The 15,196-nt window shown below is 48.1% G+C and carries 16 protein-coding genes and 1 tRNA gene; 12 read left to right on the top strand and 5 right to left on the bottom strand.

What is annotated here, in order from left to right:
* Positions 1–76: 76 nt before the first annotated feature.
* Complete coding sequence (locus QOL41_RS00160) at positions 77–802, top strand: UDP-2,3-diacylglucosamine diphosphatase (RefSeq protein WP_283428165.1); 726 nt, start codon at positions 77–79, stop codon at positions 800–802.
* On the opposite strand, the gene QOL41_RS00155 is transcribed toward QOL41_RS00160, so the two are convergent.
* The 3 genes from QOL41_RS00155 to QOL41_RS00145 all read right to left on the bottom strand — a co-directional run bounded on the left by QOL41_RS00155 (position 799) and on the right by QOL41_RS00145 (position 2,962).
* Positions 799–1,251, bottom strand: coding sequence for a hypothetical protein (locus tag QOL41_RS00155; protein ID WP_173652798.1), 453 nt, complete (start codon positions 1,249–1,251; stop codon positions 799–801). The genes QOL41_RS00160 and QOL41_RS00155 overlap by 4 nt on opposite strands.
* 16 nt (positions 1,252–1,267) lie before the next feature.
* Positions 1,268–2,014 carry a hypothetical protein gene (locus tag QOL41_RS00150; protein WP_173652799.1) on the bottom strand — a complete coding sequence of 249 codons (747 nt, stop codon included), beginning with the start codon at positions 2,012–2,014 and terminating at the stop codon, positions 1,268–1,270.
* Between the two features lie 144 nt (positions 2,015–2,158).
* Complete coding sequence (locus QOL41_RS00145; RefSeq protein WP_283428164.1) at positions 2,159–2,962, bottom strand: alpha/beta hydrolase; 804 nt, start codon at positions 2,960–2,962, stop codon at positions 2,159–2,161.
* A gap of 262 nt (positions 2,963–3,224) precedes the next feature.
* Between QOL41_RS00145 and QOL41_RS00140 the strand changes: the two genes are divergently transcribed.
* From QOL41_RS00140 to QOL41_RS00100, 9 genes are all read left to right on the top strand, one after another.
* A complete protein-coding gene (locus tag QOL41_RS00140) occupies positions 3,225–4,076 on the top strand; it encodes a TIGR02147 family protein (protein ID WP_173652801.1) in 852 nt (283 codons plus the stop codon).
* Entirely contained in the window at positions 4,073–5,464 is a 1,392-nt protein-coding gene (locus QOL41_RS00135) for a carboxypeptidase regulatory-like domain-containing protein (RefSeq protein WP_283428163.1), read from the top strand. The genes QOL41_RS00140 and QOL41_RS00135 overlap by 4 nt, the downstream gene beginning before the upstream one ends.
* A 44-nt stretch (positions 5,465–5,508) precedes the next feature.
* A tRNA-Gln gene (locus tag QOL41_RS00130) sits at positions 5,509–5,579 on the top strand.
* Positions 5,580–5,686: 107 nt separating this feature from the next.
* A complete protein-coding gene (locus QOL41_RS00125) occupies positions 5,687–6,448 on the top strand; it encodes an RsmB/NOP family class I SAM-dependent RNA methyltransferase (RefSeq protein ID WP_283428162.1) in 762 nt (253 codons plus the stop codon).
* A 47-nt stretch (positions 6,449–6,495) separates the two neighbouring features.
* Positions 6,496–8,046: a hypothetical protein gene (locus QOL41_RS00120; protein WP_283428161.1), complete on the top strand. Its 1,551-nt coding sequence runs from the start codon at positions 6,496–6,498 to the stop codon at positions 8,044–8,046.
* Positions 8,047–8,064: 18 nt separating this feature from the next.
* Positions 8,065–8,712: a hypothetical protein gene (locus tag QOL41_RS00115; RefSeq protein WP_283428160.1), complete on the top strand. Its 648-nt coding sequence runs from the start codon at positions 8,065–8,067 to the stop codon at positions 8,710–8,712.
* A 37-nt stretch (positions 8,713–8,749) separates the two neighbouring features.
* The gene (trxA, locus tag QOL41_RS00110; protein ID WP_283428159.1) at positions 8,750–9,073 is read left to right on the top strand and encodes a thioredoxin; all 324 of its coding nucleotides are present in this window, start codon (positions 8,750–8,752) and stop codon (positions 9,071–9,073) included.
* A gap of 5 nt (positions 9,074–9,078) precedes the next feature.
* Complete coding sequence (gene hisF / locus QOL41_RS00105; protein WP_073320237.1) at positions 9,079–9,870, top strand: imidazole glycerol phosphate synthase subunit HisF; 792 nt, start codon at positions 9,079–9,081, stop codon at positions 9,868–9,870.
* Between the two features lies 1 nt (position 9,871).
* Positions 9,872–11,254 (top strand): TldD/PmbA family protein, encoded by a 1,383-nt coding sequence (locus QOL41_RS00100; protein ID WP_173652808.1) that lies wholly within the window; start codon positions 9,872–9,874, stop codon positions 11,252–11,254.
* Here the strand turns inward: QOL41_RS00100 and QOL41_RS00095 are convergent.
* Together QOL41_RS00095 and QOL41_RS00090 are read right to left on the bottom strand one after the other, a co-directional pair.
* On the bottom strand, positions 11,251–11,985 hold the full coding sequence (locus tag QOL41_RS00095) for a hypothetical protein (protein WP_349362387.1): 735 nt from the start codon (positions 11,983–11,985) through the stop codon (positions 11,251–11,253). The two genes, QOL41_RS00100 and QOL41_RS00095, sit on opposite strands and share 4 nt — an antisense overlap.
* A gap of 134 nt (positions 11,986–12,119) precedes the next feature.
* Positions 12,120–12,986 (bottom strand): NAD(P)/FAD-dependent oxidoreductase, encoded by an 867-nt coding sequence (locus QOL41_RS00090; RefSeq protein WP_283428157.1) that lies wholly within the window; start codon positions 12,984–12,986, stop codon positions 12,120–12,122.
* A gap of 98 nt (positions 12,987–13,084) precedes the next feature.
* Between QOL41_RS00090 and QOL41_RS00085 the strand changes: the two genes are divergently transcribed.
* Together QOL41_RS00085 and QOL41_RS00080 are read left to right on the top strand one after the other, a co-directional pair.
* Positions 13,085–14,197 (top strand): family 8 glycosyl hydrolase, encoded by a 1,113-nt coding sequence (locus tag QOL41_RS00085; protein ID WP_283428156.1) that lies wholly within the window; start codon positions 13,085–13,087, stop codon positions 14,195–14,197.
* 44 nt (positions 14,198–14,241) lie between these two features.
* The gene (locus QOL41_RS00080) at positions 14,242–15,180 is read left to right on the top strand and encodes an FISUMP domain-containing protein (RefSeq protein ID WP_283428155.1); all 939 of its coding nucleotides are present in this window, start codon (positions 14,242–14,244) and stop codon (positions 15,178–15,180) included.
* Positions 15,181–15,196 lie beyond the last annotated feature (16 nt).

Raw genomic sequence — 15,196 nt, 5'->3', positions numbered from 1 at the left:
AAACTCGTGCAAAGTGCAATTACTCCTCTCTCATCTCGCATTCCTCATTTATTATAGTTTTCTATATTCATTCTCGATGTCTCTGCCTGCATATTTTTTATCTGATGCGCACCTTGGGGTAAACCCGCCGGGCTCTGTGCCTAATCGTGAGCAAGCCTTAGTTCGATTCCTGGAATCTATCAAGGGGCATGCTTCGCATTTGGTGATTGTGGGCGATTTGTTCGAATTTTGGTACGAGTACAACGATTATGTGTGCCGTAACCATTTTGATTTGTTTTTTGCATTGCGCGAATTGGTGAAATCGGGCTGTGAAGTTCATTTGATTCAAGGAAATCATGATTTTGCTTATGGCGATTTTTTCCCGAAATCCATAGGAGTGCAGACCCATAAGGATTTGGTTCTTGAAATTCAAGGAAAAAGGCTTTATTTCCGTCATGGCGATGGCGTTGCCAAGTCTGACTTCGGTTACCGGTTATTCCGTCGAGTGCTTGATTTCCCGCTGAACCGATTCTTGTTTCGTCAAATCCATCCGGATTGGGGGATGGCTCTTGCCCGTTTTGTGGGTCGTAACAGTCGTAAGGTGGGCGAGTCCCGCGTTATTAAGATGGATGAATACTTGCAATGGGCCAATAAAATGCTCAAGAAAACGGATAGCCAATATTGTGTGATTGGCCATCATCATGTTTCGGGCATTTGGAATGTCGAAAATGGCATTGTTGCGTCGTCGGGAGAATGGATAAAAAAACTCACCTACCTCCGTATGGAAGCAGGTGAGCTTGATATTCTGAATTTCGATGATTAATCTTGGGTTCCGGCGCTGTTTGCGCGAGTTTCCGTTGACTTCATCATCTTCTTGCTGGCATTTTCGCCCCAAATCCAGGCGACAATGTCAGTATTTGCGAATTGATCCCAAAGGGCGTCTAGCCAACACCAATGGTGGGTTTCACCTTTTGAATCGGTAATGGTCCATTTCTCCGGGGTAGCGGAGAATGTCATCTTGATCGGTTCGGGCTCGTTGTAGGTTCCGTATTCGTTCGGAGTCGCTGCAGGAGGATCGATTTCGATGGTCCAGGACTTGCCTTCGGTTCTTTTATAAATGCCGACATTATAGACTATAAGAATGATGACGACAATAATCGCTCCCTTATAATTTTTCTTGGTTAAAAAGAAGATTAAAAGGAATACGAAAAGAATTGCCAATGCACCCAAATTATAGTGCGTCGTATAGAACAACTTGAGAATGTCGATCATAGGATACTCCGACTAATTACTTCTTGGTTTTTTCAGCCGCTTTCTGTTCGGCTACCAGCGAGGCAACGCTGAAAGTAATCGTCTTGCCTTCGACCTTACATTCGGTACGGAAGCTCTGCTTGGGGAGGGCGAGTCCGTGCGAAGAGAAGGTGCCCATGAAGGAAGCGTTAGCGTGGCTAGCGATGGTGCGCACATTGATAAAGCCCTTGTCCTTGCTGAAGGAGAGCTTGAAGACCTTCTTGGCGCGATCGTAATCAGCGATCATGGTCTTGTTCACCTGGGTGTTCACGGCATCTCTAGTCTTGCGGTCGAAAATAATCGTGCCGCGAGAATCGATCGAAAGCATGGTCTTGTTAGCAATGGAGTTACGGCAAGCAATCAGCTTCCACGGGCCTTTTTTCTTGGTGGAGTTCTTGCTTGTGAAAATGTACTTGTTGCCGTCTTTTTCGAGTTCGTACGGACCGGTAACAATTTTTTCGCCAATGGCGTTCAGAGCGCCCTTGAAATAAAGGAATTTAGATTTGGTAGAGTTGACGCCGACGATAAAACGGAATGATGTCGTCTTGGCTTCTTTGGTGGGCGTGATTGCGACTCGCTTGCCCACGGGGTCGACTTCAATGTCGGCATAAGGACCGATCTCGATGACTTCGCCCTTCTTGGAGGATTCTTGCTTAGCCATCTTGTCGAGTTTCATCGTCTTGATGGCCTGATTGGGAAAACGCAGAAAACCGCGTATATCCATTTTTACAATGATTGTTTCCATAAACACCTCTTTTGTTTATTTGTGGTTTTCTTGGTAAACTAATAATTTTCGTAAATAAATTCAATGCCGATAAGAAAAAAAGCACTAAATTCTGTTCCCAAAAAGTTTTTTTTGTGCGGAAATGCACATAGAGTTTGTCCGATTTTATGGAGATAAATTGCCTTTAAACGCTAAAAAAAGCACTTTTTTTAAAGACTCTCCATTTCGAACAAAAAATTTTGAGCCTTCCAATTTGGAATATTCTAACCTTGTTCTGGACTCAAGATTTTTCTTGTCAAAGATTACAGTTATGTTATTTTGAGTGCTTTTTAGCTTGTCTGTGTCTACCATGAAATTTGTACGAACCAAGAATTTGGGATACATGAATCCGTATTTTTGATGGATTGCATCGGCAATATCAAAGATTGGATCGATTAGGATAATTTGTTCGTTATTTGAGTATTGATTAATTGCTGAAATCGCTCCCATGCCGCGTCCCACAAGGATTTGCGGTGCCCTGCCATTTACCTGGGCTGCGCATTCTGCAATATGCCTTGCGTCTTGTGCGAAGGTTTCTTCGCTGGGCGTTCCTTTATTCTGAGCAGAGCCTCGGTAGTTGAACGTGACAATGTTTATGTCAGAGAGTGTATCGACCTGTGCCAAAAATTGGGCAGCGTCTTCGTCGGCTTCGGGATAGTAGAGCATGACCGGTGCGTTCTCGTTTCCAAGAGTGAATCCGTTGAGAACGGTTCCGTCTTCAAGGGTACAAGTGAGAGTTTTCGCCTTGCCTTGAATTGCTTCGTTTGCTTCTTTGTGATAAATTGCTCGCGGGAAAGCATTCCTTCGTTCGGTGAGAGCGAGATAGAATACCATACTAATATATATAACTGCTAATATGCCTACAAAGCGTAAAAGCTTGAAAGCGGAATCCCTAAAGAAGTGTATGATTTTCTCCGAAATATTGTTCATGGCGCCAAATTTAGAAAATGAATGGCTTGTAAAGAAGTAAAAGATTGATTAACGAAAAAGGACTTTCGCCTGGTTCCAGACGAAAGTCCAAAGGATGGGATTGGGTGTTCCTTGAATATATCTAAAAAAATCGGCAAGCGTATCACCTTTTTTTTCAAAAGTGTTCTCGAATTGTTCTTTTAACAAAAATTAACGCAATTATGGCTTCTTGTAAGAAAAAAGAGTGTTCCCAAAATTTGACAAAAAAATTATATTTATGGCGATGAACGTATACGCTTACTACAACTATCGAAAGTTCCTGCAGGACTACTACGACTACCGTAAGTCTGTGCAGCGATACTTTTCTTACAGGTCCTTTGCTAAGAAGGCGGGGTATTCCTCGTCGGGCTTTTATTTGGACTTGGTCCGCGGGCGCAAGTCGCTTACGCCTCAGATGTTGCCCAAGTTTATTGCGGCTCTAGGCCTGAATGAAAAGGAAGGTCGCTACTTCACGCTGATGGTGGACTTCACGCATGCCACTACGCCGGCGTCTAAGCAGGCAATCTTCGAACAGATGTCGGCGCTTCTCCCGAGCGCTATCAAGTCTTTGACCAAGAGCCAGCAGGAATACTACAGTAAGTGGTATTACGTGGCGGTCCGCGAGGCGTTGTCCGTCTTGAATGTGGGCCCGAAGAATATTCAGGAACTCGCTTTGTTCCTGAACCCGCGCATTTCTCTTCCGCAGGCAAAGCAAGCGATTCAGTTGCTTTTGTCGATGCAGTTGATTGAACTGGACGAAAAGGGATTCTATCGTTCCGTGAACAAGGCTATCTTTAGCGGCTCCGAAATTTCGTCGCTCTTTGTTCACCAGTTCCAGAAACAGATGATGGATTTGGGTAAAGACGCCCTTGACCATTACAGTACCGAACGTAGAAATGTATCTTGTATGACGATGAGCGTTTCTGCTGAAGGGCTCGAACGCATCATTAGTAAGATTGATTTGTTCCGTAAGGAAGTGGTTGACATTATCCGTTCGGACGAAGGTGAAACCATGGTGTGCCAGATGAATATCCAGTTTTTCCCGCTGAGTAAGGAAAAGGTGGATCTGCCGCCAGAAACAGAGGAGGAAGAATGAGCAAGAAATTTTCATTGTTAGCTTGCCTAGCCTCGTTTGCGGTTGCCTTGATTGGTTGCAGTAACGAAAAGGTCGCCGGTACCGTGACGGATACAGGCAATACGGTTGCTGTGTCGGGTGTGGTGCTTCGCGTAGATGGATCTCCTGCCTCGGAAGCCATGGTCCGTATGGCCCGCATGGCTGTTTACGATAGCGTTCTGCATATTCCTGAACAGATCGAAGTCGTGACAGATTCCAATGGCGTGTACGCTTTCGATTCTGCATTGTCGGATACCTTCCAGCTGGCTGTTATTGATACATCGGCAATCGAAGTGTTCTACTTGCCGCGCACGACGTTGAAGGCAAAGGCCTACGACAGCATTCAGCTTGCGAAGGCTGCAGTTGTCAGCAGTGTGCTCTATTTTGAAGAAGTGGAAGATTCTGCAGTTTCTGTGGGTGGCCACTTTATGACATGCCTTTCGGGAACGCCGTTCTGCAACGACGTGTTCGCTGCCGACAGCTTCTCGATGCTGGTGCCTGAAGGTGAATGGTCCATGGAAATTTTCCCGGGCGATTCTATGATGGTTGCTCGCATGCAGTCTCTTGGTTTTGCCGATAGCCTTATCTACCGTACTCTTGATCTTGGAAAGATTAAGTCGGGCGACTCCGTTAATTCGGGTCCGATTGTCTGGAGTACGACGTCGGAAGCTGATTCCTTGATCAAGGAATCTGAAAAGGAAGCGAAGAATGTGGCCCGCCTTTCGGGTACGGTTCTTTGCAAGAATGGTAATCCTTGCGCCGATGTCGAAGTGATGACCATTAAGGATATTTATGGCTTCAACTTTACCGAAGGTGATTCAATGCAGTTTGTGGCTCAGACCACGACTGACAGTCTTGGTCGCTGGTGGTTGCCGCTTCCGGATTCTCTGCCGGGTGATTCCTTTAGAATTGAATTCCGCAAGTTGCAAGATGACCTCGTGACTCAGGAAGGCGTTTCCCGTTACCTGACCGTAAAGGAAATCAAGAACTTGAAGGACACCCTGAAAGTGGGTGAAGTGAAACTTACTCGTCCGGCCACATTGGTGAGCGGAGTTTCCTTGGTAATCGATCGCGAAGATACTACTCAGTCTAGCAATTGCATGGTGAATAGCGTTGTCGTGGGAATCAAGGGTACGTCTCATTTTGTTCGCGATGTGACTTGCAATATGTTGATGCTTTCGGATTTGCCCATGGGCGAACAACAGGTGGTTCTCTATTCTGGAGATCCGAAGGTGATGTCTACTTTGCGCAAATCGGATATCGCATTGCATTATTATGTAACACTGACTCCGGTAACTTTGCCTGAAGGAGCCGTGCAACAGCAACAATGGATGACTTATACGCCTCCTTCTCAAAATATTTTTAAATAACCCCTTGCCGAGGTGAAATTCTTTTACTAACTTTGGGGGCGCATTGAGCTATGGTGTAATGGTAGCACAACAGATTCTGACTCTGTTTGTCTAGGTTCGAATCCTGGTAGCTCAACGATATAACTCTTTGCTCTTACCCCAGAGCAGAGAGTTTTTTTTATAAGGTCGCTACGACTAATTACAGTCTACTTCTAACTTCCTACTGTCTACTATATTTATACTATGGAATTTTTCGACTACTACGAGAAGCTTTTTGGTGACCGTTGGCCGGCCTTGTTGGAATCCCTGAAGGGAGAAGGCTGTGCAATGGAATTGCGTTTTGGTGAAGGCTTGGAACCATATTTTTTGGATGAGGCTTCGGTCTTTGCGGCGAAAGCTCTTGGTGTAGAACCGGGTGACGATGTGCTTGACATGTGTGCGGCACCGGGTGGAAAGACTCTCGTGATTGCGTCTCAGCTTAAAGGCGAAGGGTCTTTGCAGAGCAACGACCGTTCGCCGGATCGCCGCTTGAGGCTCCAGCATGTGATTGAAAATTCTTTGCCCGAAAACTGGCGTTCCGTGATTAAGGTGACGGGTTACGACGGCATGAAGTTTGGACTTCATAAGAAAGAATGCTTTGACAAGGTTTTGTTGGATGCGCCTTGTTCTTCGGATCGTCATGTGCTGAATTCGCCGGCACATTTGGAAGTGTGGTCTGCAAAGCGTGTGAAAAGGCTTTCGGTAGAGCAGGGGGCGCTCTTGGCTTCGGCTGTAGATGCCTTGAAACCGGGTGGAACCGTTATTTATGGCACTTGTGCGCTTTCTCCGATGGAAAATGACGATGTCGTCAAGAAAATCCTGAAAAAAAGGCCTGCCATGCGCTTCGAAATGATTGAAAATCTGCTTCCTGGCGCGGACCGTACCGAATTAGGCGTCCATATTCTGCCGGATCGCTCCGGTGGACGCGGCCCGATTTATTGTGCAAAGCTCGTGAAGCAAAAATAGCGGCATAAAAAAGAGCTTTTTTGCAATTTTTTATTTATCTTTACAATATGTTTAAGCGAATTTTCTTTTCGTCGTTTTTTACGTTGGCGAGCGTTTTTGCTTTTGCTGACGATGCTGCACCTGCTACGCAGGTTGACTCTTCGGCTGTGCAGGCGGTATCTTCTTCTGTGATGTCGTCTTCGTCGCAGGTGGCTCCCGCATCTTCGGAATCCGAGGCCCCCAAATGGCGTGAAGTGCCTGTCCGTTATTGGGTAAATGGGGATTCTTCGGAACTCGAAGCCATTTTCGTAAAAATTGAAAACGATACGGTTTTCCTGAAGAAGCCGACCGAAGCGGAATTGCGCCACATGGAACGCCTTGCCGACAAAAAGGCTATTGCCTTGCAGGAAAGCAACGGCCAGGAAGTGGAACTGACTGAAGATGAAAATGAAGAAGTTGATTTGAACGCAAAACCCGCCGATATCATTATGACCGATGCGGTCAAGGATTCGATGGCGGCTCAGGCCGATACGACCAAGGCTGAGGCGGCTCCGGTAGATGACGGTGCCGACGACGACCTTGCGACCGCTATGGCTAAAGAAGACAAGCGTGTGAAAATGGAAGAAATCGCGAAGGTGGAAAAGGAAATCCGCGACCGCGAAATCCAGGACAGTATCGCCGCAGCCAAGAAGAACCCGTATATTAAGATATTCAGGTATGAATTGAAGCGTCTTTATAATATGGAAGACGACGTGATGATCGACCTTTCGCTTTCGAATTATGTCGTTCCCATTGTGAAGGTTATCGAAGAAACAATCGAACTGTATCCGCCGGGAAAGGCCAACTTGCTGGTGGTTTCGGAACCTGAAGCTTGCTCTTTGTATGTGAACGGTATTCCGCTGAAGATTGTGGCTCCTGATACAATCAAGAATATCAAGCCGGGCAAGTACACGATTTCGGTGATGAAGGTCTTGAAAGATGTTGAATGGTGGGGCTCTGCTGTCGTGAAGATTAATGCCGATAGCGTAAACAAGGTGACGATTCCGGTGCTTCGTCCCTCGACGCGCTTGACGCTTAATTCGAACCCTGAAGCGGCCGAAGTCTACGTGAATCAGGATCCTTCGTTGAACAAGATGCCTGATTATATGACGGATGCCATTGTGGATAATGTCAAGCCTCAGGTTAAGGCGACCATTCACTTTAGAAAGGTGGGTTACCGTGATACTACGGTGATTACAGAAATCAAACCGTATATGCCGAACCTGGTGTATGTGGATATGACGCCTGTTCTTGATGATCTTGAATTTATCGAAGAACAGAATGCCTTTAACAAGGAACGCGGTCAGAGACGTATTGGTCGTGGACTCTTGTGGAGTTCCATTGTTCCGCTCATTGCCGGTGGTGTCATGTGGTACTTGGCAGAACGCGATTGGAGCAAGGCTGCTGATAAAAAGCATGCTTATGAGAATTTGTCTGCATTCGATAGCGACGATACTCGCCAGATGGTTAAGGATAACCACAAGTTGAATGACAGCGGTGACACCAAGTGTGGCGTTGCCATTGGACTTGGCGCTTTGGGCGTGGGCCTCCTGACGGCAGGCATTATACTCGCGTTCTAGCGATTGGGGGAGGGGAGTATGTTTAAAAAGGTTCTTTCGGTTTGCTTGCTTTCGATTGCATTGGCGTCGGCCCAGCTTGTTGATGATCCCTATGTATTCACTTCTGGGGCGCCACAAAGCGACCTTCCGGTGATGAATATCAATCATACGCCAAGCAACGAACCGACTTTCGCAGTGTCAATCCATCCGATTTCGATGCTGATATTGTCGCTGTTCGATGTCCCGTCTGTTTATATGACGGTCGAAGGCAATCTTGCAAGTCATGTATCCTTGATTACTCGCCCCTATATTATTTGGAAAGATTTTTCGGATTCCGATGAAGACCTGGATATATTCTTGTTCGGTATTTCGGAAGGCCTGCGTTTTTATTTGAAAGAGGGACACCGGGGCTTCTTTGCTGCGGCCCATTTCAAGTATGACCGCGTAGGGTTGGAATATACCTATGATGGTCATCCTGACAAAAATGATGAAATTCATGTGAACGGCTTTGGTTTTGGCTTGTATTTGGGGCATAAGGTCCGTACGGGGATATTCACATCGTCGTGGGACGTCGGTTTTACCTACACCCGGTTCTCTGCATCGAAGGATGCGAAAGATGATATTGACGAAATTACCGCTGTGGGTGCTGGTCTAGACATAAATTACACGATAGGAATCGCGTTCTAGTTGTAATTTTCTATTTTAATAGAAAAACGGAGATTATATGCCAGCAATTCATTTGACTGCTGAAAACTTTGATTCGGTGATTTCCTCGGGCCAGTTGGTCTTTGTTGACTTCTGGGCAACTTGGTGCCGTCCGTGCATGATGATGGGCCCCGTGATCGATGAACTTGCCGATGAATACGATGGTCGAGCAATTATTGCGAAGATAAATGTGGATGATGCCGGTGTAGGTGATATCTGCACCCGCTTTGGAATCACGAACATTCCTAACATGAAACTCTTTAAGAATGGAGTCGAAGTGGGCAATGTGGTGGGAGCCGTACCGAAGGCTACCGTTAAAGGCGTTATCGACCGCAATCTGTAATTCTCATGCTGACTAAACGATTGATTGTATGTCTTGATGTCCGCAACCGCAAGGTGACGAAGGGCGTCAAGTTTAAGGGTAATATCGATATCGGTGACCCAGTTGAAATGGGTGCGCAGTATAGCGCTGACGGTGTCGATGAATTAGTTTTTTATGATATTACGGCCAGTGCCGAAAATCGTCCGTGCGATATGGAAATGATTCGCCAGATTGCTCACCGTGTTTTTATTCCGTTTGCGGTGGGAGGCGGTATTCGTAATTTGGACGATATGCACGAAGCCCTTTTGGCTGGAGCCGAAAAGGTGAGCGTGAACAGCCTTGCCGTGTTGCACCCTGAAATTATTGCCGAAGGCGCGAAGGCCTTTGGTCGCCAGTGTGTGGTCTTGGGCATGGATGCCAAGTTCGTTGGCGTTTCGGACAAGTTCAAGAGCGGCTACGAAGTGTATATTCGTGGCGGTCGCCAGGCGATGGGCATCGATGCCGTGGAATGGGCCAAGAAGGCCGAGGACTTGGGCGTTGGTGAAATTTGCCTGAACGCAATCGATACCGACGGCGTTCGTAATGGTTATGAATTGAATATTACGGACCAGGTGGCACGTGCGGTGCAGGTGCCGGTGATTGCTAGCGGTGGTGCCGGAACTCCGGCTCACATTGTGGACTTGTTCCGCAAGACTTCTGCCGATGCAGCGCTGGTGGCCTCGATGGTTCACTTTGGCGATTACACCGTGCCTGGAATCAAGAAAGAAATGCTTGCCGCGGGGATCCCGGTGCGCAAGAAAATGAACGGCGAGGTGTAGTTTGAACACTTCTGTTGCGGTCAAGATTTTTGAAGCGGGCAAAAGCGCCGGCGCGGACTTTGTTGAAATTTTCGAAGAAGAAACCCGTAGCTCGACGCTCGGGCTGAAGTCTAGTCAGATTGAGTCCGCAACGGCTGGCACCGAGTATGGTATCGGTATCCGTTTAATTTATGGAACCGAGGTGCTCTACGGCTTTACGAGCGATGATTCCGAAGAAGCTCTTGTGAAGCTCGTGAAGACGCTCGCTTTTGGCCGCATCGCCCAAATGAGCAAGGCTCCGATTGAATTTGCGCCTGAAAAGCGCGTGGCCGATTACAATGTCGCCGCATTCAAGGATCCCCGCGTTCTAGGCCAGGCGGTCAAGCAGGATTTCTTGTTCCGCGCAGACCAGGCTGCTCGCAAGATTTCGGATAAAGTAGTGCAGGTAGGCGCTTCGGTGACTGATTCTTGCTCTACGATTTCGCTCATGAACAGCGAAGGGCTGAATTTGTCGATGAACCGTGCCCGTTTGCGTGTGAACGTGACGGTGACGGTGTCCGATGGAACTGAAAGACTGACGACACATGAAGCTCCTGGTGCGCTCGGTGGTTATGAACTTTTAGCCAATTATTCGCCCGAGGACTTGTCGACCGAAGCAACGGAACGCTTGTTGCGCATGCTTTCGGCGGGCTACATTAAGGGTGGCCAGATGCCTGTCGTAATGGGCAATGGCTTTGGCGGCGTGATTTTCCATGAAGCTTGCGGACATCCGCTCGAAACGGAATCGGTCCGTCGTGGTGCAAGCCCGTTCTGCGGTAAAATTGGCGAAGCGATTGGTCAGCCTTGTTTGACAGCGATTGACGACGGTACCATGGATGGCGTGTGGGGTAGTCTGAATTTCGATGACGAAGGCACTCCCACTCAGCGCACGACCTTGATTGAAAACGGTATTTTGAAGACTTATATGAGCGACCGCGTGGGCGCCCAGGAAGTCGGAATTGCTCGCACGGGGTCTGCCCGCCGCGAAAGCTACAAGTATGCGCCGGTAAGCCGTATGCGTAATACCTTTATCGCTCCCGGTAAGGATTCGCTCGATTCAATGATTGCAAGTGTCGATAACGGTCTCTATGCTGCTCGCATGGCAGGCGGTTCGGTGAATCCGGCAACAGGCGAATTCAATTTTGCCGTGGACGAAGGCTACGTGATTCGTGGCGGCAAGATTTGTGAACCGGTGCGCGGTGCTACCTTGATTGGCAAGGGTCACGAAATCATGCCCCGCATTAGCATGGTGGGTTCTGACTGGGAATTGGCCGCAGGTGTCTGCGGCGCAAGTTCTGGACATGTACCTGTGACTGTTGGACAGCCTTCTATTAAGGTTGACCAGATTCTGGTCGGTGGCCGCTAAAATTTACCCCAACGTTTTTTAGGATTGGGACAATGGTCTTCATGACCATCGGGCCATATCCAGACCTCGTCTGTAAAGGGGCATTTTTCGCATGAACCGCTCATGGGGCAGTCTTCGGTAGGGTCATCCAGGAACAGGGATCCTTCATATTTGATTTTATCTGAATGGAGAGAGCCTTTGAGAAGTTCTTGACGGATTGTGTCAAGTTCCTGCTTGTTCAGCTTAAAACGCCTTTCGAGGATTGCCGAATTCGGCATGAATACGGCCGGGTTCCATTTGATGCGCTGAACGCCTGCTTGTTCTGCCCAAGTGACAATGTCCTGAAGGTCTTGAAGGTTTTCGCGATGCAGGGCCACTTGCAAAGAAATGCGGGCGCTGGAATCGAGTCGCCTTTTACGGCATTCGATAAGCTTCTCTACATTTTCACGCCAAAGGTGACGAAGGAATCCGCCCATTTCGTAGGCAAGAGTGCTGACCTTGATGTCGCTGCATGCCTGAACCAGTTCGAACATGAGGGACGGCGAACTCCATTTACCCGGGAATGTCCCGTTGGTGGTGAGGTTCATTTTGATGCCGGACATTTCGCAAAGGTGCAGCAGATTTTCGAATCTGGAATAAAGTAACGGTTCCCCCATGGTCGAGGGAATGACTTCTTTAAGCAAGGAGTTGCCAGAAGAATCTTTTTCGGCGGCGTATTTTTCAATAGCCGCCTTGGCTGTTTCAAAGGGCATTTCTCCTGAAAAGGATACAATGCCATTCTGTCTTAAAAAGCATAGGGCGCAACGTAAGTTGCACTTGTCAGGGTTGGTGAGTAGAGTAATACGATGCATGATCTAATTAGAACTGAACGAATTCTAAATTCGATCTAGGCCCTATGCTCCCTGATATACTTGATGGCGGCGAGTCCTGCCTTGGCGCCTTCGCCAACAGCAACGGCAACTTGGAGTGTGCCTCCGGTGCAGTCGCCTGCAGCGAAAAGGCCTGGAAGTGTCGTTTGGAAATCTTTGTCGAGAACCAGCGTGGGACCGTCAAAGCCTGCACCGGCCTTCTTGGCAAGATCTGTAGCGTTTGCGCTTCCGAGAGCGACAAAGAGTCCGTCGAATTGTTCTTCGGAGCCGTCTTCGTAATGCACTCCCTTGAACTGGCCTTCGCCAACCAAGGATTGCAGGTGGCGATTTTCGATGCGGACGCTGGGCGGGAACGAGGTGGACAAGGCTGCTCCGTTTGTAAGGAGCGTGACGCTCTTGACGATAGACAAAAGCTCTTGGACTTCGTGGAGGGCGTATTCGCCGCTTCCAAGAACCGCTACGTTTTTCTGGCGGTAGAAGAAGGCGTCGCAAACGGCGCAATAGCTTACGCCATGGCCTTCGAGTTCTGCCATGCCGGCCACCGGGTGCTTGTTGCGGGCGGCCCCTGTAGCCATGATGCAAACTTTTCCGTGGTATTCGCCCACTAGACCTTTTGCCGAGAAGCCCTGACCATCGAACATGAGGTCGGTGATTTCGTCGTCGATAATTTTCGCGCCAAGGGCCATTGCCTGCTTGTGGCCCACTTCCAAGAGTTGTTCGCCCGAAAGGGGCTTTTCAAGTCCGTAGTAGTTCTGAATCATGTGGGCTTTGGCGAGTGCACCGCCGTCTTTACCAATCAATTGGACAGAAAGACCTGCTCTCAAACCATAGAGCGCGGCCGAAATACCTGCGGGGCCGTAGCCCAAAATCAGCATATCTGTCATAAATGACTCCATATCTCTGTAATTCTTATATAACTAAAATACAAATTATTTATCTTATGGAATAGGTGGTTTGTGGTAAAAAAACTTAAAGGAAAATGATGGAACGACTGACACCGCGTGATATGTTTGTTGAAGCCGGCTATGGGCCGAACTTTGCTAATCAGCTTATACAAAATGCCTATAGCAAGCTATTTGAAGGAGACCCGATCGACGAACGAGTTTGCTTTGATGCTTCTGAAAACATGAGCTATATCATTGATATCGGTCATGACGATATCCGCTCTGAAGGCATGAGCTACGGCATGTATATTACGGCGCTCACGGGCCATGAACGTCAGTTCGACAAACTTTGGAATTTTACCAAGCGTTATCTGAGAAATGATGACGGCCCGCATGTGGGTTACTTTGCCTGGCAGGTTTCGACAACGGACTTTAGCAAGATGGATCCGGGGGCTGCTCCCGATGGCGAAGAATACTTTGCCATGGCTCTTTTGATTGCGGCTGAAAAGTTCAATCGTCCTGACCTCAAAGACGAGGCCGTGGGACTGATTAACTGGATGCGCAATAAGCCGAATAATGGAATTGTGGGCCCGATGATTGACCCTGAACGCAACTTGGTGAAGTTCTCTCCTGTATTGGGCAACGATTTTACGGACCCGAGCTACAACACCATTGCCTTCTACCGCGCTTTTGCCGAAGCAACCGGAGATGAAAGATGGTATACGACTGTAGAAAAAAGCCTTGAATACATTCAAAAGGCGGCCCACCCGGTAACGGGTCTTTGCAGCGAATATTCCGAATACGATGGAACTCCGAAGGCAACGCCTTGGTACCCCGAAAGTGATTGCTTTAGTGGTGATGCTTGGCGTGTGGCTATGAACTTGAGCTTGGACTATGCGTTGTTCCGCGGACACGAATGTGAAAAGCAAATCTGCGAAAAGCTTTTGAACTACTTTAACGGCAAGCGCCCCTACTTGGCAGATTACGCTATTGATGGTGGCGACTTTCCGCGCCCAGGCCGTAATGCGACCCCGGGTGTGATTGCAATGAATGCGGCTGCAACTCAGGTGTTGCCGACGGACGATCCGCGCATCAAACCGTTTGTGAAGGATTTGGCAGCGCTTTCTGTGCCATACCGTTTCTGGCGCTATTACGATGGCATGCTTTACATGCTTGGACTCCTTGCAACCGCAGGTAAAATCCGAATTTAAATGAATCTTGGAATTTGTGTGGGTTACAAATAAAGGAATAGAAGATGAACAAATTAAATTACATGGTGCGTCCGGTGGTTCTTGCGGGCGTATTCGCTTCTGCCATGATTTTTAGTGCGTGCGAAGACGTGCGCGTTGAAAATTACCCCAGTGGAAAAGTCCGTATCGAGACAACCTATGTCAAAGACAAGAAGGAAGGCCCCGAAAAGGAATACTACGAAAACGGTAACGTAAAGCGCGAAGCCAATTACGTGAACGATCGCCGCGAAGGGGTTGTCAAGGAATATTATGAAGACGGTATTCCCGAAGCGGAATACAATTATGTCGATGGCTATATCGAAGGTACGGTGATTCGCTACCACAAGAATGGCAAGGTTGCGTCTAAGGCTGAATACAAGCAGAACAAGCAGATTGCATTCGGCGAATATTTCGATGAATCGGGCGAACCGGCTACGAGTGGTTCTTACAAGGATCCGCGCGATGGCTATGCTTACGAATGGATTCGTATTGGCTCGCAACTTTGGACGGCCGAAAACATGAATTACGGCACGGCGTCGGGTTCGCTTTGCTCGCAGTGCAATCACTGGGGCCGTCTCTACAATTTTGAAAACGCCAAGAAGGCTTGCCTTGAAGGCTTCCACATGCCGACTAAGCAGGAATGGAATGAATTGCTTGCCTTTGCAGGTAAGGAAAAGCCGGTGGGCGTTGTGCTGAAGGCTGGCTACGGCTGGGATCCAATCAAGGGTACCAACAATTACGGCAACGGAAAGGATGAACTTGGATTCGGTGCCAAGGCCGGTGGTGCACACTTTGCTAAGAGCGATGTCCCGCTGAAGGAACGCAAGTTCGAAGCTGCTGGTCAGAAGGCTTTCTTCTGGACGGCTGAAGGCGAAGTGCTGGTGTTCTTCCACGACAAGGATATCGCCAAGTTCGAAAAGTTCAATCCGGAATACGGCGCAAGCTTGCGTTGCATTAAGGATTAATTCGATTTAAAATGAA

Source organism: Fibrobacter sp. UWB10 (assembly GCF_900182935.1).
Lineage (GTDB): Bacteria > Fibrobacterota > Fibrobacteria > Fibrobacterales > Fibrobacteraceae > Fibrobacter > Fibrobacter succinogenes_O.
This window is presented reverse-complemented; position numbering and strand designations above follow the sequence as displayed.